The sequence below is a fragment of the Paraburkholderia hospita genome, assembly GCF_002902965.1.
Taxonomy (GTDB): domain Bacteria; phylum Pseudomonadota; class Gammaproteobacteria; order Burkholderiales; family Burkholderiaceae; genus Paraburkholderia; species Paraburkholderia hospita.
The window spans coordinates 2,310,300-2,328,800 of record NZ_CP026106.1; the positions used below are offsets into that span (position 1 = coordinate 2,310,300).

Here is an 18,501-nt window from a genome sequence, read left to right on the forward strand (position 1 = left end):
CACCGCCGTGCGGCCTGAGTTCACCCTGCCGCGGCCACGCGCTTACCGATGCCACCCGCCACGGCCCCAGCAACAGCTATAGCCGATGCCGACGTTCACCGACGGCCCCGCGTAGTACCCCGGCCCGTAGCCATAGCCGTAGGCCGGCGCGTATCCATAACCATACGGCGGCGCGACGACGCAGCCTCCCAAACCGATCGTCGCCACAGCGACGGCTGCTAGCGTCAGAAGCTTTTTCATGGTCGTTCTCCCTTCTCTTCTGTCATTTGAGCAGACGCTACAGAGGACGTGCGTGACCACTTGTGACGGTGCATTACGGCTCAATACGAACGCACAGCCGCCGCGCCTCACACCCGACCCGCGCAAGAAAGGCGCCCGCGCAACCCAGGGCCTCTACGTGCAGACCGCGCAATAACAGTTGCTTACCATTCGCCGGGACGTGGACAGGAAGCGGGCAGCCTGGTCGTTCGCAGGCACATTTCGATGACGGCGGTATGAATCCGAAATCGGCCTCTGTTCGACCGATTGAGCGCAGGCCCCACAGCGCACACTGCAGTCATGCCAGTGCACTGAGGAGCCTGAAATGTCTTCCCGTCATGACAGCAGCAACCCGTTCGAGCCCGACGCGCTCAACGCGCCGGAACGGAACAACCCGCGGGAATGCCCGGAGTCCGAGCTGATGCGCGGCTTGCAGCTCGCGTCCGACACGGTGCTGCGCCTCGCCACCGAGACGCACGCCGCCGTCGCACGTGGCGATGCGGTGAGCGCGGAACTGGCGCGCGTGTCGCTGGAGAAGCAGCTTGCACTGACCACGCAGCTGATCGACGAGCTTCTGTTCGACGGCGAGACGCAGCACACCACGCATTGACCGGCCGCCCCGCGCGACCGTGAGAACTGAACTTGACGGTAGCAACCCGGCAACAACCGCAGCGCCGACCGACTGAGACTGGAACTGGAAATGAACGTCTTGACCGTACTTCTTTGCATCTGGGCCATGGTGGCGTTGTGTGCAGTGTTGTTCATCCGCGGCGCGAGCCCGCGTGTCAAGCGTCCCAGCAAGGCGAAGCAGACGCGGTCGTCGCGCTTTTCGATCGCCGAGTAATCCTTCCGCCGGTACGGCGAGGATGCGCTGGCCATCAGCGCCCTCGCCTTCCGGCCAGCACTTTCCGAAACTGCTGTTCCAATAGACCGATAACGCGCGCCGCCGCGCGCTATCGCGCCCTTTTTACGGGTCAGCCCGCCGTCGCGCCTAGCGACGGCAGCGCCGCCCGCCCTTCCTGAGCCGCCGGCTCCGGCCAGCGCATACGCTCGACGGTGATCTGCCGTTGCGCCGCCTCGCCCACGAACGCATCGAGCGTGTCGCGGATATCCCGATCGATAAAATCAGCACGCTCCGCGTCGATCAGCACCGTCGCGCGGTCCGGAATCTGCGCGAGACAGCGCGTGAGCATCGGCTTCGACAGGAACGTCGCGTCCTTGCGCAGCACCAGCAGATAGTGATCGTCGTGACACGTCAGCGTGAACGTGCGCGACAGGTTCGAGCGCAGCGCGAGCACCGCGCTCGTCGCTATGCCGATGCCAATGCCGATCAGCAGATCCGTCGCGAGCACACCGGCAATCGTCGCCGCGAACGGCACGAAGCGGTCGACGCCTTCGCGCGCCATCGCCGTGAACAGCGCCGGCTTCGCGAGCTTGTAGCCCGTGTGAATCAGGATCGCCGCGAGACACGCGAGCGGAATCAGGTTCAGCACGGCCGTCAGCGCGAACACGCTCGCCAGCAGCAGCACGCCGTGAATCACGGCCGACATGCGCGTCTGCGCGCCCGCATTCACGTTCGCCGAGCTGCGCACGATCACGGCCGTCAGCGGCAGACCGCCAAGCACGGCCGCCACCATATTGCCCACGCCCTGCGCCTTCAACTCACGGTCCGGCGACGCGCGGCGGCGCTTCGGATCGATCTGTTCGACGGCTTCGAGGCTCAGCAGCGTTTCCAGACTCGCGACGATAGCGAGCGTCAAGCCGACGCGCCAGACGTGGCCGTCCACGAGCTGCCTGAAGTCGGGCATCGAAATCGCGCCCGTCAACGCGGCGAACGAATCCAGCGACACCAGCGACACCCGATGCTCAGCCGGCACCGCGAGCGCGGGCGCGAGCACATCGAGCGAGAGCGTCACGCCGATGCCGAGCGCGACGACCGCGAGCGGCCCCGGCAGCATGCGCACGATCGCGTAGCGCTTCGCGCGCGGCGTCTCCCACGCGAACAGCATCGCCACCGAGATGAGCGCGAGCGCAGTCGTCACCATCGACAGGTCACCGAACGGCGTCGCCAGCATGGCCGCGTGCGCGACGTTGGCATCCGCGCCGCTCACGAGCCCCACGCTGAGCGGAATCTGCTTGATGATCAGGATGATGCCGATCGAAGCCAGCATGCCCTTGATGACGGCGACGGGCACGAAGCTGGCGAGCTGTCCCGCGCGCAGCAGGCCGAAGCCGATCTGTAACGCGCCCGCGATCAGGACGGCGGCGAGAAACGCGGAGAAACTGCCGAGCGACGCGATCGCCGATACGACGATCACGACGAGGCCCGCCGCCGGCCCGCTCACGCTCAGATGCGAGCCGCTCAACAGCGCGACGACCAGTCCGCCGACGATGCCGGACACCAGCCCGGCAAACGGATCGACGCCGGACGCAGTGGCGATGCCGAGACACAGCGGCAGCGCGACGAGAAACACGACGATCCCCGCGAAGACATCGCTGCGCAGGTTCGATAAACGGGAAACAGGTGGAGTGTGCATGGTATCCGCAAGGTCGAGTTGAGCCACGCCGCCCGGCGACGCGCGCCGGCGGCTCGATGAACATGAACGTGAAAAGGCGTGAGTAAGTCTGAAAAGGGGCGTTGCCCGAACGTCGCTACGCGGCGTCGCGCACAGTGACGGATGGGGGCGGCTCGGCGTGCATAACGGCGATGTCGCGGGCTTCATCCATATCGGTGAGTTGCGTGATAAGCCCTGCGCGCAGCCCGAAAATCCAGCCGTGCACCTGCGGCGGACGCGGCGCGCGGCGCACGATGGGCGACTCGCGCAACAACCGCACCTGCTCGATCACGTTCAACTCCGCAAAGCGGTCTACGCGCTCGTCGAAATCCGCGATCGCATGCAGTTCGTCGCGATGACGTCCGGCGAGCTCGCGCAAACCGGCAATGCGCCGGTTCACGATGGGCAGCGCATCCGAAGGCGGCGACAGCGCGGCGCGCACGCCGCCGCAATGATGATGTCCGCAGATGATCACGTGCTCGACCTTCAGCGCATGCACCGCGTACTCGATCACGCTCGATGTGTTGCCGTCGTCGGAGGTGTAGAGGTTCGCGATGTTGCGATGGACGAACAGCTCGCCCGGCTGCGCGTTGGTGATGCGCTCGGCTGGCACGCGACTATCGGAGCAACCGATCCACAGGAAGCGCGGCTGCTGGCCGCGCGCGAGTTCCGTGAAGAACTCGGGCTCGCGCGCCGAGACTTCTTGCGACCACGCCAGATTGGAAAGCAATAAGCGTTTTGGATGATTCATCGATCGGGCTCCTGCCGGGTTCTGAATTGAACGGAGTCAGTCCATCACGGACAAACGTGATGGTGTTTACGAAAAGCTTACGGCAAGAAGGTTCCGAAAAAAAATCAACAAAAATCATTTGATGCCGCCTGCATCGGATGCCCTGAAAGCGTGCATACATGCGGCTTTCGGGCTTTTCCCCGGTTTTGATCGGGCGGTTGTACTGTGAGCTAGCGGAGCATTTCGGATCGGGATTTTTTCGTCATTGATTTCCGTCAAGCGTGCGGCGTCAGATCGCGTTTTCACACGTTCTGGTCACTTTTGACAGCGGTGTCAACGACGGAAATACGACGGAGAACCGGCGACGACGCGTCGCGATTCGATGGAAGAACTGAAAGTTTTGAAGCCCTCGAACAAGGGCTTCGATGTCACCGCAACGGGCCAGACACTCGCCGCCCGTTCGCGTCCTCATTGCGTACTTATTGTGCGCTGACCTCGATGGCGTCCACGCGGTCGCGATAGAACGCGACATGTTCCCGGATCGACTCGACCGCTTCGTACGGGCTTTCATAGCTCCACACCGCATTGACGGAACGCTCGCCGCCAGCGGGAATGCTGTAGTAGCTGCACTCGCCCTTGTACGGGCAATACGTCGAATGACCGGTGCGTTCGAGCAGCGACATGTCGACGTCCTTGCGCGGAATGTAGAGCACTTCCGGGTACGAGGCTTCATGGAAGGACAGCGCGTCGGTGCTGTCGGCGATCTTGTGTCCTGCCACGGACACGACCACGCGCGATCCGCTTTTTGCAATCGTGATGGGATGATCGGGTCCGGGAATCTTCACTGTCTTGTGCATGTCGACGTGTCCTTCCGATGGGAACAGGTTGTGGCCGGGCGGCGAAGTACCGTCCGAGTATGGTCGCCCGTCTTGCGATGTCAAGACAAGACCTTGCGCCGCGTGGCGGCTATCGGGCGTTTCCGCGCACGATCGGTGTGCATATGCATCGCCGGACAGCCTGATGCGGCAAGCGATTGGCGTCGTTTGCCGTATCCGTGCCGTCCCATTGTTTGAATTAGATAAATTGAGTGTTCATTTAGCTGGCATTTATCTGCCAATGGCAAGCCGTTAGGATGCACGCCATGCGACCGGTCATCCGTGCCGGCCGCGAAAGCTGATTGCAACGCTGTAATGCAGCGTGAAGCCGCTCCCATCGTTCGCCGTCAGGGCGCGGCGACGTGCGGCGCATGCGTTTTCGCCCGCGCGCAAGTGGCCGCAAGTGCGGCTGCCGGGTGGCCATCAAAAGCAGAACGTAAGGTTCTGCGTGATCGAATGAGCCGGCTCGAAGGGGCACGCTTTAACGAGGAGTCGACGTGAGCAGGATTGGAACTGCAACAGGCACTACGCCTGAACCCAGGCCTCGCGCCCACGCAAACCGGCGCGCGAACGGTGAGCCGGAATTGCGTCGCAAGGAAACGCTGTACGCCGACCTTCGGTCCGAGCCTGCAGGAGGCGGTGTTACGCCCGCCGCGCCCGCGCTGCACGACCCATGGACCGCGACGATTTCGCGGCTCGGCAAGTCGCCCGCGCAGGACAGCAAGCTCGCATCATCCGACAAATGCGACAAGGGCGCTTGCGCCGCGCGTCCCGCGCGCCGCAGCCCCACCGCCGAACGCGCGCAAGCGGCGGCGAGCCAGCATAGCGACGCGGTGATCACGTTCGTCGAGCGCTTCGGCGCGAAGTCGATTTCGATCACGTGGCGCGATTCGACGGCCGGCCGCTATACCGAGCAGTTGTGGGTGCGCCGCATTGCGCGCTCGCGCGGCGTGTGCGCGCTGACGGGCGCCAGCATCGTGCGCGGCGATGCCGTCTATGGACCGTTCAGCCGTCCGTCGAGCCGCCCGCGCAACATGTCGCAGATGATCCTCGCGGAACAGCTCGACGACCTCGAATGATCGACACGGCGCGTACGCGCTACACTTCGGACGCGCACGGCTAGCGTGCGACGCGCCGCCCGTGCTGACACGCCGGGCGGCGCTTTCAGTTCCGGAGACCTGCCATGGCTACACAAGCCGATGTGGCGCGCACGGCGCCCGTCAAGCTGCACTCCGCGTCGTCGGCGACGATCGACGGCACGACGAGTACGGGTGCAATGGACCGCTTCGGCTCGCTCAACATCTTCGTGCGCGCAGCCGAAACCCGCAGTTTCACGGAAGCAGGCCGCCAGCTCGGGATCTCGGCTTCCGCGGTCGGCAAGGCCATTTCACGGCTGGAAACACGGCTCGGCGCGCGGCTCTTTCATCGCAGCACGCGCAGCATCACGCTCACGCCCGAAGGCGCGCTGTTTCTTACGCGCTGCCAACGCATCTTCGAGGAGATCGAGGCCGCGGAGAGCGAACTCGCGCTCGCGCATGCAGCGCCGCGCGGCAAGCTGCGCGTGAGCATGCCGATGGTCACGAAGCTGCTGATGCCCGTGATCGGCGAGTTCATGAAGGCGTATCCCGAGATCATGCTGGACATCGACTTCAGCGACCGCATGGTCGATGTGATCGAAGAAGGTTTCGACGTCGTGATGCGCACGGGCGACGTCAACGACTCGCAACTGATCACGCGAACCATGGGCACGTATGTGCATCTGATCGTCGCGTCACCCGCGTACCTGGCGAAGCATCCGCCCCTCACGACGCCCGAGGCGCTCGTCCATCATGCGTGTCTTCAGCATCGTTTTCCGACGACGGGGAAGCTGCGCCGCTGGCCGCTCGAACGCGATGGCGAGTCGATCGATATCGACTTGCCCACGACCGCCATCGCAACGGCCGTCGAGCCTCTGATCGCGATGGCCGAGCAGGATCTCGGCCTTGCCTGCGTGCCGGATTTCACGGTGCGCGCGCAGGTGGAGAGCGGCACGCTCGTCCCGGTTCTGCGCGAATATTCGGGCGCGCTCAGCGTGTTTCGCGCGCTGTGGCCTTCGGGCGGGCAATTGACGCCGAAAATGCGGGCCTTCGTCGACTTCATGAGCGTGCATCTTTTTCCCGTGGAAGCCACTACCAAAGCACACTCGCGCAGCGACTGACTCCTTACGCGCGATGCCGTAACAGGCCGCAAATCGTACAATGTGTTCGCGTTGTTTTCGTCCGTTCACTGCTCACAGGTCACCATGCTTTCGCACGAACCGCTTCAGAAGCTCGACATCATCGCGCCCGGCAGCATCGGCGCACATCTTCCCGCGCACGTCGCTGAGTCCATCGAAGGCCGCGACATCGTCGTGTTCTCCGTCACCGACGACGCATCGGATACAGCCGACTTCAGCGCGCGCTACGGCTTTCCGATGGAAGACTGCGCGAACACGATCGTCGTCAAGTACAAGAAGGATGGCGGCGAGCATCTGGCCGCGATCGTGACGCTCGGCTCGCTGCGACTCGATGTCAACGGCGCAGTGAAAGCGGTGCTGGGCGCAAAGCGCATTTCGTTCGCGCAGCGTGAGCTCGCAACGGAACAGAGCGCGATGGAGTTCGGCGGCATCACGGCGTTCGGCTTGCCCGCGAACTGGCGCGTTCTCGTCGATGCCGGCGTGATGGAACGCCGGCAAGTGGTGATGGGCGCGGGCATTCGCAAGGCGAAGCTGTTGCTCGCGCCGTCCGTGCTCGAACAGCTCGACAACGTCGAAGTCGCGCAACTGACGTTGCCGCCCGACGCGCCGGCAGCGGCCTGAACGACGGCGCATTGAATCGCGCGCGAGTTCTTGTGCATTCAATGCGCCCCGCCGCCGACGTCAACGAGCAAAAAACCTCTCAGCCAAACAGCTTCGCCGCCGTCTTCGCGACCAGTTCGCCCTGATGCCGCGCGCCTTCCAGATCGATTGCGCTCGGCTGACGCGAACCGTCGGCCGCTGCGATCGTCGTGGCGCCATAAGGCGCACCGCCGACGATCTCCGTCATGTTCATCATCCCCTGATGGCTATACGGCAAGCCCACGATGATCATCCCCAGATGCATCAGGTTCGTGATGATCGAGAACAGTGTGGTCTCCTGCCCGCCATGCTGCGTACCCGTCGATGCGAACGCCGCGCCGACCTTGCCGTTCAGCGCGCCGCGCATCCATAGTCCGCCCGTCTGATCGAGAAACGCGGCCATCTGCGACGACATGCGCCCATAACGCGTGCCCGTGCCAACCACGAATGCATCGTATTGCTCGAGATCGGCGACCGTCGCAACGGGCGCCTGCTGATCGAGCTTGAAGTTCGACTTCTTCGCGATCTCTTCGGGCACGGTCTCCGGCACGCGCTTGATATCGACCTGCGCGCCCGCGGCACGCGCGCCTTCCGCGATGGCCTCCGCCATCTTTTCGATATGCCCATACGACGAGTAATAGAGAACGAGAACCTTGGCCATTGCGATCTCCTGACGAGTGTGCGAAGCCGGCACCGTTTGCCGTGGCACACACGATACTCCAGACGCGCGGCACATGTCTTCGCAGACGTTCGCAGCGCGCGAACGTATTGCATCGCAGCGCGCTGCGCGCCACAAGCTTTACGCCCCGTTACACAAGCGACATCGTCGTTTCACCTGCACGCGGGACCGGCCCCTAGAATGCCTTCGGCTGATTCATACATCACTGAAGGAGAACACATGATCCGTTTGCCCATCGCTTCCATCGTCTGTGCATCCACGACCAGTCTGTTGCTGTTCGCATCGGCGGTGAACGCGCAAACCACGCAACCGGCACAGGCCGCGTCCGCGGATTCCGTGCGGCTGCATGCAGCCGACCAGACCTTCGTCAACGACGGCACGCAAGCCGTCGCCACGCAGCGCGATGCCGCGCGCATCGCAACGTCGCGTTCGACGGACCGCGACGTGAAGGCATTCGCCGAAAAAGTCGCCGCCGACAACCTCACGATCGCCAATGCGCTGCGCGCAGCAAGCCCGCGGGGCGTCGACGTGCCGCACAACAACCCGGATACCGCGACGCTCGACAGCATCAAGAATCTGCGCGGCGCGGAATTCGACAAGGCGTATATCGAGCAGGTCGCATTGAGCGGCGAGCAGAAGACGCTGTCGGCGTTCCAGGCAGAGATCGCATCGGGACGTGACGCGCAGTTGAAGGAAGCCGCGCAGAAGGCGCTGCCCACCATCCAGGCGCAGTACGCGGCCGCGCAGGAACTCGCGAAGCGCAAGCATCTCGCGACGCAGTAAGCCCACGGCTCAAATAGAAGTAGACGTTCAGCAAAGCGCATCGCGGCATCGCCGCGCGATGCGCTTTTTTCATTCAGGCGTCGGCTCCACTTCCTTCGCGGACCAGCTGACGCTCGACACGCTCTTCTCCATGCTGATCCGGCTCGCCATCAATTCGAGCTTCGCCTGATCCTTCGGGTGCATGCGCAATGTCGCCGTCACCTGGATACGCGACGGATCGCCTTCGACATCCTCGCTCGTCAGACTCTGAAACGACAGCGGTTGCGAATACATCGAGTTCGAAAGCACCGTGCGAATGTGGATCTCGTCTTGTTCGCGGCATACGACCGTCAACACATATTCGCGCACGAGGTCCGCACTCGACACCGGCGTCGCGTTGATCGCGCGGCTCACTTCGCGCAGCACCGTGTTGGTCACGAGCACGACGACCGTGCCCGCGAGCGCCGGTCCGTAATGCCCCGCGCCGCACAGCACGCCGACGGCCGCCGAACACCAGAGCGTCGCCGCCGTATTGATGCCCTGGATCGAGCCCTTGTCGCGCATGATCACGCCGCCGCCCAGGAAGCCCACGCCCGACACCACATACGCGGCGATCTGCGTGACGCCCGCGACGCCATTGCCCGTCAGCATGCCGAGCGTGACGAACAGACAAGCGCCGCTCGCGACGAGCGTGATCGTGCGCAGTCCCGCGGTGCGCTGCCGCATCTGACGTTCAAGACCGATTGCGACGCCGCACGCGAACGCGGCGAGCAGTCTCCAGATGAAATCCGCTGACATATCGTTTGACTAGTTGATGCAGGACCGATGTGGGATGAAGCCCGGCGTTCGAGCCAGGCATGGGGACGATATCCTGAGGCCGCTGTGTATCAGGTCTGTGTTACGCGATCATGTTGGTCGCCAAATTAGTGCGATTGCCGCGACGTTCCTGGTGATCGACAAGCGGAAATGCCATCCGCATAAAACCAGTTGCGCGCTCAATCATGCCCCGTTGCGCCGCCAACCCCTGAGGCAACCTCACCGCTTTCCCAATCCTCCACGGTCAGAGTTTCCGAACGACCACCATTCTTGAGTCAAGTTTCCCGATTTCGCAAACGTTTGCGGTTTGCATATCAAGTTCGACGCGATTCTGCCGACAAATACGAAATAGCGTCAACGACTTCTGGGAGCAGCTCGTGAAGCAGCTTGCGTTTTGTATGGTTTTCGCCGCACTGGCCGGTTGCGCGCAATTGCCGGCCAATACGGCGCCGCAGGCGGACAAGCCGCCCGTGTCGAACGATGTCATCAGCTTTACGATTCCGCCCGACGCGCTCGGCGCACGCGATCCGCAACTGTCGGCCGTGCTCGCCAAGGCGGGCGCGCTGGCCGCTGCGCAGAAGCAGCCGACCACGATTCTCGTCACCGCCCTCGGCCAGGATCTGCCGTACCTGAACCAGGCGATCTGGCGTGGCGTGCCGTCGCAGCATCCGGCGAAGCTCAGCCTCGAGAACCTGACGGCGGGCGCGAATCAACCGTATAGCGTGTCGGTCCGGCCGACAGCCGCGACGCCATGAGGGAAAGCCACGTCATGTTCCGCACCGTCATCTGCGCGGCGAGCCTCGTTGCGCTCACCACGTTCATGAGCGAAGCCGCGCAAGCGGGTCAGCCGGCCGTCGCAGGCACGCTGTCGGCGAACGGCGCCGCCACGGCAAATAGCACCAATGGCGCGGCCGCCGCAGCAGCCGCAACAGCCGCCGCCGACAAGGTCTATCCGCCGCTGCCGACGCTCGCGATGCTGCCGCCTACGACCGACGACGACGAGCCGCTCGCCCCAAAACCCGCCGCGAAAAAGCGCAAGGTGCGCGCCGCCGTCGACGTGCGGCCCACCGCGCCCACCGCGCGCCTCGTCGTGTCGGACGCTTCGCGCACCTATCTGCGCTCGGTCGACAAGCAGCTCGACCTCGCGCTGGCGAAATAACCGCTGATTCGCACACTCGACGGAGCGTCACACGTGCTCAACCATCGACTCCGCGCCGCGCCCCGCTCGCTGCGCCCGCTCAAACGCGCACTGGGCGCGCTCGCACTTTCGCTTGCCTCGTTGACGTGCGACACGGCCCACGCCGACGATTGCTTCGAGCAGGCTGCTGTCTATCAGGGCGTCAATCCGCTGATCCTGCGCGCCGTCGCGTGGCATGAATCGAAAGGCGATCCCGCTGCAGTCAACCGCAACGCGAATGGTTCGATCGACGTCGGCCAGTTGCAGATCAACTCCGTGCATTTCAGCGATCTGAAGCGCCTCGGCATTCCGCATCGCGCGCTCACCGATGCTTGCGTGAACATCTATGTCGCCGCGTGGCTCATGAAGCAGAAGATGGTGAAGTACGGCAACACGTGGCGCGCGATCGGCGCATATCACTCTGAGTCGCCGAAAGAGCGCGACGCTTACGCGCGCAGCATCCAGAAGATTCTCGTCGCCTGGGGTGAACTGCTGCCTGCGTCGCACTGAGGACGACGGCGCGCGCTTATTGGCGCGCTCACTTGCGGGATTTGGTAAGCCGGTGCCCGAGGCCGAGATTGGTGGCGATCTGCCATGTGTAGACACGCGAGTAGCTGACACCGAACTGGGCGCGTATCAGCTCGCGCAGACGGTTGCTGGTCCATGCATCGGACGGAAAGCCGTGTATACCCGCGGGCCCGCTCAGCGCAGCCGCGATCCACTGCATCGCGGCCTCGTCGAGCACCGACGAACGGCCACCCACACTCATCTGCCGCAACGACTCCAGCCCGCCCTCGTTCACGAGCGCGCGATATTTGCGCACGGTGTTCTCGGAGATATGCAGCTGCGCGGCGATGTCGCTAACGGACGCGCCTTCCATCAGCATCTTGCCCGCCGCGAGCCTGCGCATGACAGTCGGCAATGCTTCGTTTCGTGAAGGCATGAGCGGTCTCGCTGACGGTCGGACGACGAAAGCCCAAGGTGCCGCATAACGGGCCTGCGTGGCAGATGACATGACATAAAAAACCAATATATGTTCCAAGCCCTGTTGTGTCGGCTATCCGTAAAATTTCATGAATATCGAAAAATCATTTGCGGATTTTATTGCGTTTCATTTAACGGCAATAAACAGTCAAACCATTTCGATCAACAGTACAAAGTCCTCGTATTTTTTTCAAGAGCATTACATTGCGCCTTGAACTTACCGAAATCGTTTGCTAGCATGCTGTAACCGTTACTCGCATCGAGTGCACTCCAGCCTGACAATCCGCACTTTGGTCCGTGCGCCTGCTACGTTTTCAAGGGAACGTTGTATGGCAAGATCTGGCTACAAAATCGAACACCTCGATTGCATCGCCAATAGTATTTACTCATGCTTTGTTTGCCGCTCTAAAAAGCGGCGTGTATGTGCATGCTCAAAAAAATGCTTTTGCATAATTGAGTTAAATCAATATTCCAGCGACGCGAAACAATTTCATCTATAAACGGCATAGCCGATTAATCGCAATAGCCTGTCGCGCAGCATGCGTATTGCTCGCGCGACGGCGCATCACGCGAGGAGGTCAAGATGGAAGCCGAACGGGTCGAGCGCATCGTGCTGGCATTGCGACGCGCCGCGGAACATGAGCGTCTCCTCAGTTATCAGCGCTTTCACGCCATGTTCGGCGCGGGCGATCCGCTCACCGTCCGCTACGACGCACTCGAGCGCGCCATCGCGTCGCTCGGCGAGGTGTCGGCCATCGACTATGGCGTGCTGCTCGCGCTGAGCAACGGCTTGCCCGGCCCCGACTTTTTCCGCCGCTACCAGAAGCATCGCTATGCCGATTACGTCGCGGTAATGGGACCGCCCATTCATCGCCAGTCGGTCAAGCGCAAGCGCCTGCTGGTCGAGGCGGAACGACGCCGCGTCTATGAAGATGCAAGAAGAAAAGCGGCCAACCACGTCGCTGAACCCGCCTGAACCTGCCTGACCCCAGACGCCGGTTTCGAGCCCAGCTTCGTCGCGACCAATCGGCCCACGGACCGCAGGCCCATTCTACCGAGGAGTCTCCTATGCAACTTGCAGCTCGCCGTCCGGTTCGCATCCTGGCCATCGCAGCCGCATGTGCTGCGCTCGCCGCGCCCGCCATCGATGCTCGCGCGCAGGACAATCCGGCGTCCTCGCCCACCCCGAATGCCATCGGTACGGCCGCCGTCGCTGACGTCACGGCGCACATCGTCAAGATCGACGCCGACAACAACGAAGTGACGATACGCGGGCCGCGCGGCGAGACGACGATCGTCGACGTCGATCCCGATGTCGGCGACGTGAAGAAGCTGAAAGTCGGCGACGAGGTGCATATCTCGTACAAGGGCGCGCTGCTGCTAATGGCGGACAAGGTCGACGCGAAGGGCGTGCGTTCGCGCGTCGAATCGCAAACGACCACACCCGTGCAAGGCGGCGCGTCGACGCAGACGCGCCACGTCGAGGTGGTCGCGACCGTGCAGAAGATCGACCGCAAGAAGCGCGAGGTAACGCTGCGCGGCCCTCAGCACACCGTGGTCCTGCAAGTCTCGCAGGACGTGCCACTTAAGAAAATCAAGGTTGGCGACAGCATCCGTGCGACCTACGTGTCCGCGACGGCCGTGCAGATTACCCGCAACGGTACGCCGATCAAGTAAGCGCGCGTTTGCACGACTCCGTCTCGCCATGCTGGCGAGACGGAGTCGTAGATCATCTCGCAGTCCCGCACAATCAACCCGATGCCTATTGAACCCTGGAATTCCCCGAAGCGCCGCGCGCGCCGCAAAATGATCTGGAGCAAGGCGCACGTCGTGCTGGCTGCGATCGGCACCTTGTCGGCCGTCGCCGGTATTGCCGTCGCGATCAACGGCGGGCTCGAATTCAACCGCACGAAAGTCTTCGTCGGCGTCGGTATCATCGTCGTGTCGACGATCCTCTACGTGTCGATGCTGTTCGTCGACGACTAGCGCAGCCGCGCTTACACGACGAGCGTCGCCACGCGATTGCGTCCGCCGCTCTTCGCCTTGTACATCGCGCGGTCGGCTTCGTCGACGAGCGTACGTCCGAGGCCGTCGAGATCGGCGCCTTGCTGCATCGCATGCGCGGATACGCCGATCGACACCGTCAATGGAATGCGCGCGCCGTCGTCCGCGCCATCGTTATCACGCAGGTCGAGTTGCGCGACGGCTGCGCGCATGCGCTCGGCCACAACCAGCGAATCCTTCAGGTCGCCTTGCAGCAGCACGGCAAACTCTTCGCCGCCGTAGCGCGCGATCGTATCGCCGAGGCGCGTCTGCTTGCGCAGGCAGGCGCCGACCATGGCCAGCGCGCGGTCGCCGACGGCGTGACCGTGCGCGTCGTTGATCGGCTTGAAGCCGTCGATATCGATGAACAGGCAGCCCAGCGGCAGCCGGTAGCGCGATGCGCGCGTCGTTTCTTCGCGCAGGCGTTCGTCGAAATAGCGGCGGTTGGGCAGACCCGTGAGCGCGTCGGTTGCGCCAAGGCGTTCGAGCTGCTCGCGATGCGCGACGTTATCGAGGCTCGCCGCGACGATCACGGCGAAACGCTCCAGCATGTCGGTCGCCATGCCGGGCGCAAAGCGGCTTTCGTTGTCGCTCGCGAGGCATAGATAGCCGCTCGGCTGTCCGTTCGTCGCGAGCGGCAACAGCGCGATGCTGGCAGGCCGCGGGTCGCTGCCGAAGCACGCATTGATCGCCGCGTCGTCCATCGCAGCGGGCGTGCCGAGCCACGGACGGCCCTGAGAACAGAGCCGCGCGGCGGCATCGCCCATCTCGCGCGAGGTCTTCAGCGACGACGCGGCGGCCATCCCATTGTTCTCGTTGCTTCGCCGGTTCGCGTTGCTCGCGTGCCGCAACGCCAGTTCGTGCAGCAGCGGCAGCGTGTCGTTGAGCCACAGCGTCACGCGCTCCAGTCCGAATTCGCGTGGCAGATAGTCGAGCAGCACACGACAAAGCGACGGGAAATCCTGCGCGCGGATCAACTGAAGCTCGACATCCTGGAAGCGGCGCAACGTGCGTTCGTTGCGCTGCACCGTATCGACGAGTGCGCGAAGGCGAATGGACTGGGGCGTGTGTGTTGTGCTCATCTGGGCCGTGGCATTGGGGCCCGATACAGAGGCCCAACGTCTGGTTATCGGCCTCGAAGCGCATTTGCTTGAGGCCGATGCATGCAACCAGCCTGTTCAGATGTGTTTGCAACGAATGCGCTTACGAGCGCCGGCCGAGCGCTTCGTCGATTTTGCGGTCAGTGTTGTACTGGCTGAGCGCATACACGGACCAGATCGCCGCCGGCAGCCAGCCGATGATCGTGAGTTGCAGCACCAGGCAGATGATCCCGGCGAACGGCCGGCCAATCGTGAAGAACTGGAACCACGGCAAAAGCAGAGCAAGCAACAGACGCATTGACATTTCCTTCTGGTTGAAAAACTTCGGTTACACGTTGCGGCGCACGTGTACGGCTGTTCCATAGCACAGCACTTCCGTCACGCCCGCGCCGATCTCCGTCGCATCGTAACGCATGCCGATTACGGCATTCGCGCCGAGCGTCACCGCTTCGGCCAGCATGCGCTCGTAGGCGTCCTGCCGCGCGCGTTCGCACAGCGACGTGTACAACGAGATATTGCCGCCAAAGATGGTCTGCAACCCCGCGCCGATCGCGCCCACCACCGAGCGCGAACGCACGATGATGCCGCGTGCGATGCCCAGCGACGTATCGACGGTATAGCCGGGCAAATCGAAGGCCGTGGAGACCATGTTTCGTTCGATCATGTCGTTCCCTTCCCTGTTGTAGCTGTTTCGATCAGCGTCCCGCCGCCCACAGCAGCGACAGACCGGACGACAGCATCAGCCCGTCGACGACCAGCCTGAACGTGCCGGGACTCATGCGCACGACGATGCGCCGCGCGAAGAACGCCCCCGCCATCAGCGCGGAACCCGTGATCAGGCCATCCAGCACGACGTGCAGCGGCAGCGCGCCAAAGTGGTTGAAGGTCGCAACCTTCGCGGCATAGACGGCGAGCGAGCCGGCCGCTTCCGTCGCGAGAAACGCGCCTTTCACGAGGCCATAGCCCATGAACACAGGCACCGTGATCGGCCCCGTCGAGACCACGATGCCCGTCAGAAAGCCGACGGGCGCACCGATCGCCGCCAGGTGCCACGGCGAGAAGCGCACCGAACGACGCGCAAGCCAGCGGCGCACCGGCACCATCGCGACGAAGAAGAGGCCGAGCGCGATCTCAACGGCATGCGGCGGCAGCGCGAGCAGCGTGCGCACGCCGAGCGCCGCGCCCGGCACGGCGGTCGAACAATACGCGCCGCAGGCGCGCCAGTCGATCTCGCGCCACCACGCGAGCACCTTGCCGAAATTGCCCATGATCGCCGCGATCGCCATGATGGGCACCGCCTGTTGCGGACCAAACAGCATCACGAGCACGGGCATCAGCATCATCGACGAGCCCGTGCCGATCACGCCGCTCAGCGTGCCCGCCGCGAGGCCGACGGCGAGAACCAACAGATAACCCATGGGCATCCCCGAAAAACGTGTTGGCGCCATGCTACTGGAAAATGGCGGCACATCAGCCAAACCTATGACGAATCCCGCTCGCCAGATTTTTATTTTGGCCGCGTTGCTGCATCCAATTGCTGCTACAACTCGTATTGCATACGAGCGCAGCTCGCGCTTTTTTTGTCTGCGGAATGCGCGTGTAGCGATGCGCGTATCGACGTGTGCGGCATAGACCCGAAGGGAAGCGCGATGTTGAGTGAATCCAACAGAATGTTCGTTGCGGGCGGCCTGCTGATCGGCGCGCTGGCGCTTGCGACGCTCGGGCTTCGGTTCGGCAACCGCGAGTCGGCTGCGAAGGATACGGACGGCCGCGTCGATAGCGCCGTGTCGTCCGCCGCGCGCCCCGTAACGCCCGACGCGCCTGTCGACGATTCGCGCAACGCGGGCATCGCGCGCGTGTTGCAGGCGGTACACGACAGCCTGCAACGCGGCGACCTCGCGTCCGCGCACGTGCTGCTCAACGCGGTACTGACGATGCGCAGTGACGAGCCGCAAGCGCTGCTGCTGCAAAAGGAACTGGCCGTGCGCGAAGCGCAGGCGCGCGAAATGCGGTCGGCAACGTTGAATGAGCAAAGCGCTGCGCAGCCGCTTGTGCGCGCTCATGCGTCCGCGAAGACGACGCATGCGCGGTCGGCAACGTCACGCCATGGGACGGACACTTCGGACCCTGACCAACCCGCAATCGAAGCAGCGCCGCTCGTCGATATCCGCTCCGACAGCGTGAAGGACAATGCAACCGCAAGCGATCACGCGGCCAACACGGCTCCGCTTCAACCTGAGGCGCAGCCGGAACCGGTGATCGCATCCGCGGTGCAAACTGCCGCGACAGTCGCCGAACCCGTCGAGCAGCCGCCGGCACCTGCTCTGCCATCGATGGCGCAAACGCACGAGCCCACTGCTCCGCCCCCCGCCGCCGCACCCAGCGACGCACCAAAGACACGCGCCCAGGTGCGTGACGAACTCAGTCGCGCGCGCAAGAACGGAACGATGTCGCGCTTCGGCAATCCCGATCCCTATGGTCCAGGCGGTTCGCCGAGAGACAACACGCAGCCTTCGATCCGGACCTGGTAGCCTTCCGCAGTCCGGTCTGCATTGCGAACCATAAACATAGGCTAACTGGCTCGCGTGCGCGCTTTTTCTCCCGCTGATACTTCACACAATCTTTAGTGGTTAACCCGGAACAACTCCTTCAGAATCTATTTCACAATAGACATAAACCTCGCGCCAGATCGCCTGCCAGAGCCAACTGGCGAATCCGTCAAGCTCGCTATACAATGGTCCGCTATGCGAACCATCACCCCGAAGCCGATTGACACGGAGTTGAGCGACATGACAGCATTCGCCCCAGACACCAAAGCGGGAGACAAGCGCGACATGCGTCCCAACCAGCCGCCCGAGCACCGCGACATCGCGCGTTTCGACGACGAACCGTACGAAACCGATCGCCAGTTCGTCACAGCGCTGGCGCGCGGCCTCGAACTGCTGCGCTGTTTCGGCCTGAAGGAACGGCATCTCGGCCTGACCGAACTGGCGCGCAGAACGGGCCTGCCGAAAGGCACCGTCGCGCGGCTCGCCGGCACGCTCGCGAAGCTCGGCTATTTGCGCTACGACGAACCGCTTGGCAAGTACAGCCTCGGCACGGGCGTGCTGTCGCTCGGCTACGCGATGTTGTCGAACCTCGACATTCGCGACCTCGCGCGGCCGCTGATGCAGGAGCTCGCCGAATACGCGGGATGCTCGGTGGCGATCGGCGTGCGCGACCGGCTGTCCATGATGTACGTCGAGTGGGTGCGTAGCAGCGCGCCGATCACCGTGATGCGCAGCATCGGCACGCGTCTGCCGATTGCAACGACATCTATGGGCCGCGCGTATCTCGCCGCCGCCACCGATGCCGAACGCAACGCGGTGCTCGACCAGGTGCGCGCGCAGGACGAACCTGCCTGGCCGCGCATTGAAAGCGGCATGGGCGAAGCAATAAAGGATTACGCCACACGCGGCTTCTGCCTGTCGTATGGCGACTGGGATGCGGACATCGCGAGCGTCGGCGTGCCGTTCATGGCGCCCGATGGCACGCAGATGGCCTTCAATTGCGGCGGGCCCGCCTTCGTGCTGAGCCGCGACAAGCTGGAGAACGACATCGGCCCGCGCCTCGTGGCCCTTGTCAAACGTGTGGAGGCCGCCATCGGGCGGCGATGAAGAAGACCCGGC

At 63.5% G+C, this 18,501-nt stretch carries 26 protein-coding genes; 15 read left to right on the plus strand and 11 right to left on the minus strand.

Annotated features, from left to right (window positions below):
* Nucleotides 1-42 precede the first annotated feature (42 nt).
* On the minus strand, nucleotides 43-240 hold the full coding sequence (locus C2L64_RS28720; protein WP_007586027.1) for a hypothetical protein: 198 nt from the start codon (nucleotides 238-240) through the stop codon (nucleotides 43-45).
* Between the two features lie 343 nt (nucleotides 241-583).
* On the opposite strand from C2L64_RS28720, the gene C2L64_RS28725 reads away from it, so the two are divergent.
* Nucleotides 584-868, plus strand: coding sequence for a hypothetical protein (locus tag C2L64_RS28725; RefSeq protein WP_007586028.1), 285 nt, complete (start codon nucleotides 584-586; stop codon nucleotides 866-868).
* A gap of 90 nt (nucleotides 869-958) precedes the next feature.
* Complete coding sequence (locus C2L64_RS54225; RefSeq protein ID WP_007586029.1) at nucleotides 959-1,102, plus strand: hypothetical protein; 144 nt, start codon at nucleotides 959-961, stop codon at nucleotides 1,100-1,102.
* Between the two features lie 130 nt (nucleotides 1,103-1,232).
* Here C2L64_RS54225 and C2L64_RS28730 read toward each other — a convergent pair whose 3' ends face one another.
* From C2L64_RS28730 to C2L64_RS28740, 3 genes are all read right to left on the minus strand, one after another.
* Nucleotides 1,233-2,795 (minus strand): SulP family inorganic anion transporter, encoded by a 1,563-nt coding sequence (locus C2L64_RS28730; RefSeq protein ID WP_007586030.1) that lies wholly within the window; start codon nucleotides 2,793-2,795, stop codon nucleotides 1,233-1,235.
* 115 nt (nucleotides 2,796-2,910) lie between these two features.
* The gene (locus tag C2L64_RS28735; protein WP_007586031.1) at nucleotides 2,911-3,564 is read right to left on the minus strand and encodes a carbonic anhydrase; all 654 of its coding nucleotides are present in this window, start codon (nucleotides 3,562-3,564) and stop codon (nucleotides 2,911-2,913) included.
* A gap of 458 nt (nucleotides 3,565-4,022) precedes the next feature.
* Entirely contained in the window at nucleotides 4,023-4,400 is a 378-nt protein-coding gene (locus tag C2L64_RS28740; protein WP_007586033.1) for a DUF427 domain-containing protein, read from the minus strand.
* 515 nt (nucleotides 4,401-4,915) lie between these two features.
* Between C2L64_RS28740 and C2L64_RS28745 the strand changes: the two genes are divergently transcribed.
* From C2L64_RS28745 to C2L64_RS28755, 3 genes are all read left to right on the plus strand, one after another.
* On the plus strand, nucleotides 4,916-5,497 hold the full coding sequence (locus tag C2L64_RS28745) for a DUF3331 domain-containing protein (RefSeq protein ID WP_007744773.1): 582 nt from the start codon (nucleotides 4,916-4,918) through the stop codon (nucleotides 5,495-5,497).
* A 104-nt stretch (nucleotides 5,498-5,601) separates the two neighbouring features.
* Nucleotides 5,602-6,615: a LysR family transcriptional regulator gene (locus C2L64_RS28750; RefSeq protein ID WP_007586037.1), complete on the plus strand. Its 1,014-nt coding sequence runs from the start codon at nucleotides 5,602-5,604 to the stop codon at nucleotides 6,613-6,615.
* Nucleotides 6,616-6,699: 84 nt separating this feature from the next.
* Entirely contained in the window at nucleotides 6,700-7,254 is a 555-nt protein-coding gene (locus tag C2L64_RS28755) for a YbaK/EbsC family protein (RefSeq protein WP_007586039.1), read from the plus strand.
* Nucleotides 7,255-7,333: 79 nt separating this feature from the next.
* Here C2L64_RS28755 and wrbA read toward each other — a convergent pair whose 3' ends face one another.
* A complete protein-coding gene (gene wrbA / locus C2L64_RS28760; RefSeq protein ID WP_007586040.1) occupies nucleotides 7,334-7,933 on the minus strand; it encodes an NAD(P)H:quinone oxidoreductase in 600 nt (199 codons plus the stop codon).
* Nucleotides 7,934-8,170: 237 nt separating this feature from the next.
* On the opposite strand from wrbA, the gene C2L64_RS28765 reads away from it, so the two are divergent.
* A complete protein-coding gene (locus C2L64_RS28765) occupies nucleotides 8,171-8,734 on the plus strand; it encodes a DUF4142 domain-containing protein (protein ID WP_007586042.1) in 564 nt (187 codons plus the stop codon).
* A gap of 69 nt (nucleotides 8,735-8,803) precedes the next feature.
* Here C2L64_RS28765 and C2L64_RS28770 read toward each other — a convergent pair whose 3' ends face one another.
* Complete coding sequence (locus tag C2L64_RS28770) at nucleotides 8,804-9,511, minus strand: MgtC/SapB family protein (protein ID WP_007586044.1); 708 nt, start codon at nucleotides 9,509-9,511, stop codon at nucleotides 8,804-8,806.
* A 416-nt stretch (nucleotides 9,512-9,927) separates the two neighbouring features.
* On the opposite strand from C2L64_RS28770, the gene C2L64_RS28775 reads away from it, so the two are divergent.
* The 3 genes from C2L64_RS28775 to C2L64_RS28785 all read left to right on the plus strand — a co-directional run bounded on the left by C2L64_RS28775 (nucleotide 9,928) and on the right by C2L64_RS28785 (nucleotide 11,216).
* Nucleotides 9,928-10,284, plus strand: a complete 357-nt coding sequence (locus tag C2L64_RS28775; protein WP_007586048.1) for a hypothetical protein — start codon at nucleotides 9,928-9,930, stop codon at nucleotides 10,282-10,284.
* A 14-nt stretch (nucleotides 10,285-10,298) separates the two neighbouring features.
* The gene (locus C2L64_RS28780; protein ID WP_007586049.1) at nucleotides 10,299-10,688 is read left to right on the plus strand and encodes a hypothetical protein; all 390 of its coding nucleotides are present in this window, start codon (nucleotides 10,299-10,301) and stop codon (nucleotides 10,686-10,688) included.
* Nucleotides 10,689-10,778: 90 nt separating this feature from the next.
* Nucleotides 10,779-11,216 carry a lytic transglycosylase domain-containing protein gene (locus C2L64_RS28785; protein ID WP_238554713.1) on the plus strand — a complete coding sequence of 146 codons (438 nt, stop codon included), beginning with the start codon at nucleotides 10,779-10,781 and terminating at the stop codon, nucleotides 11,214-11,216.
* A gap of 28 nt (nucleotides 11,217-11,244) precedes the next feature.
* On the opposite strand, the gene C2L64_RS28790 is transcribed toward C2L64_RS28785, so the two are convergent.
* The gene (locus C2L64_RS28790; RefSeq protein ID WP_039901081.1) at nucleotides 11,245-11,649 is read right to left on the minus strand and encodes a helix-turn-helix domain-containing protein; all 405 of its coding nucleotides are present in this window, start codon (nucleotides 11,647-11,649) and stop codon (nucleotides 11,245-11,247) included.
* 624 nt (nucleotides 11,650-12,273) lie between these two features.
* Here C2L64_RS28790 and C2L64_RS28795 point away from each other — a divergent pair.
* The 3 genes from C2L64_RS28795 (at nucleotide 12,274) to C2L64_RS28805 (ending at nucleotide 13,676) form a co-directional block, all read left to right on the plus strand.
* On the plus strand, nucleotides 12,274-12,666 hold the full coding sequence (locus C2L64_RS28795; RefSeq protein ID WP_007586052.1) for a hypothetical protein: 393 nt from the start codon (nucleotides 12,274-12,276) through the stop codon (nucleotides 12,664-12,666).
* Between the two features lie 92 nt (nucleotides 12,667-12,758).
* The gene (locus C2L64_RS28800; protein WP_007586053.1) at nucleotides 12,759-13,367 is read left to right on the plus strand and encodes a hypothetical protein; all 609 of its coding nucleotides are present in this window, start codon (nucleotides 12,759-12,761) and stop codon (nucleotides 13,365-13,367) included.
* A gap of 81 nt (nucleotides 13,368-13,448) precedes the next feature.
* A complete protein-coding gene (locus C2L64_RS28805; protein ID WP_007586054.1) occupies nucleotides 13,449-13,676 on the plus strand; it encodes a DUF2964 family protein in 228 nt (75 codons plus the stop codon).
* 11 nt (nucleotides 13,677-13,687) lie between these two features.
* Here the strand turns inward: C2L64_RS28805 and C2L64_RS28810 are convergent, their stop codons facing one another.
* The 4 genes from C2L64_RS28810 to C2L64_RS28825 all read right to left on the minus strand — a co-directional run bounded on the left by C2L64_RS28810 (nucleotide 13,688) and on the right by C2L64_RS28825 (nucleotide 16,251).
* Complete coding sequence (locus C2L64_RS28810) at nucleotides 13,688-14,815, minus strand: GGDEF domain-containing protein (RefSeq protein ID WP_007586055.1); 1,128 nt, start codon at nucleotides 14,813-14,815, stop codon at nucleotides 13,688-13,690.
* 121 nt (nucleotides 14,816-14,936) lie between these two features.
* A complete protein-coding gene (locus C2L64_RS28815; protein ID WP_007586056.1) occupies nucleotides 14,937-15,131 on the minus strand; it encodes a YqaE/Pmp3 family membrane protein in 195 nt (64 codons plus the stop codon).
* A gap of 30 nt (nucleotides 15,132-15,161) precedes the next feature.
* Nucleotides 15,162-15,497, minus strand: coding sequence for a YbjQ family protein (locus C2L64_RS28820; RefSeq protein ID WP_007586057.1), 336 nt, complete (start codon nucleotides 15,495-15,497; stop codon nucleotides 15,162-15,164).
* 31 nt (nucleotides 15,498-15,528) lie between these two features.
* Nucleotides 15,529-16,251, minus strand: a complete 723-nt coding sequence (locus C2L64_RS28825) for a sulfite exporter TauE/SafE family protein (protein WP_007586059.1) — start codon at nucleotides 16,249-16,251, stop codon at nucleotides 15,529-15,531.
* On the opposite strand from C2L64_RS28825, the gene C2L64_RS53435 reads away from it, so the two are divergent.
* The 3 genes from C2L64_RS53435 (at nucleotide 16,250) to C2L64_RS28835 (ending at nucleotide 18,489) form a co-directional block, all read left to right on the plus strand.
* A complete protein-coding gene (locus C2L64_RS53435; RefSeq protein WP_131542646.1) occupies nucleotides 16,250-16,465 on the plus strand; it encodes a hypothetical protein in 216 nt (71 codons plus the stop codon). The genes C2L64_RS28825 and C2L64_RS53435 overlap by 2 nt on opposite strands.
* Before the next feature lie 17 nt (nucleotides 16,466-16,482).
* Nucleotides 16,483-17,364 carry a DUF4148 domain-containing protein gene (locus C2L64_RS28830; protein WP_039901084.1) on the plus strand — a complete coding sequence of 294 codons (882 nt, stop codon included), beginning with the start codon at nucleotides 16,483-16,485 and terminating at the stop codon, nucleotides 17,362-17,364.
* Nucleotides 17,365-17,622: 258 nt separating this feature from the next.
* Nucleotides 17,623-18,489: an IclR family transcriptional regulator gene (locus C2L64_RS28835; RefSeq protein WP_007586063.1), complete on the plus strand. Its 867-nt coding sequence runs from the start codon at nucleotides 17,623-17,625 to the stop codon at nucleotides 18,487-18,489.
* Nucleotides 18,490-18,501: the final 12 nt, after the last annotated feature.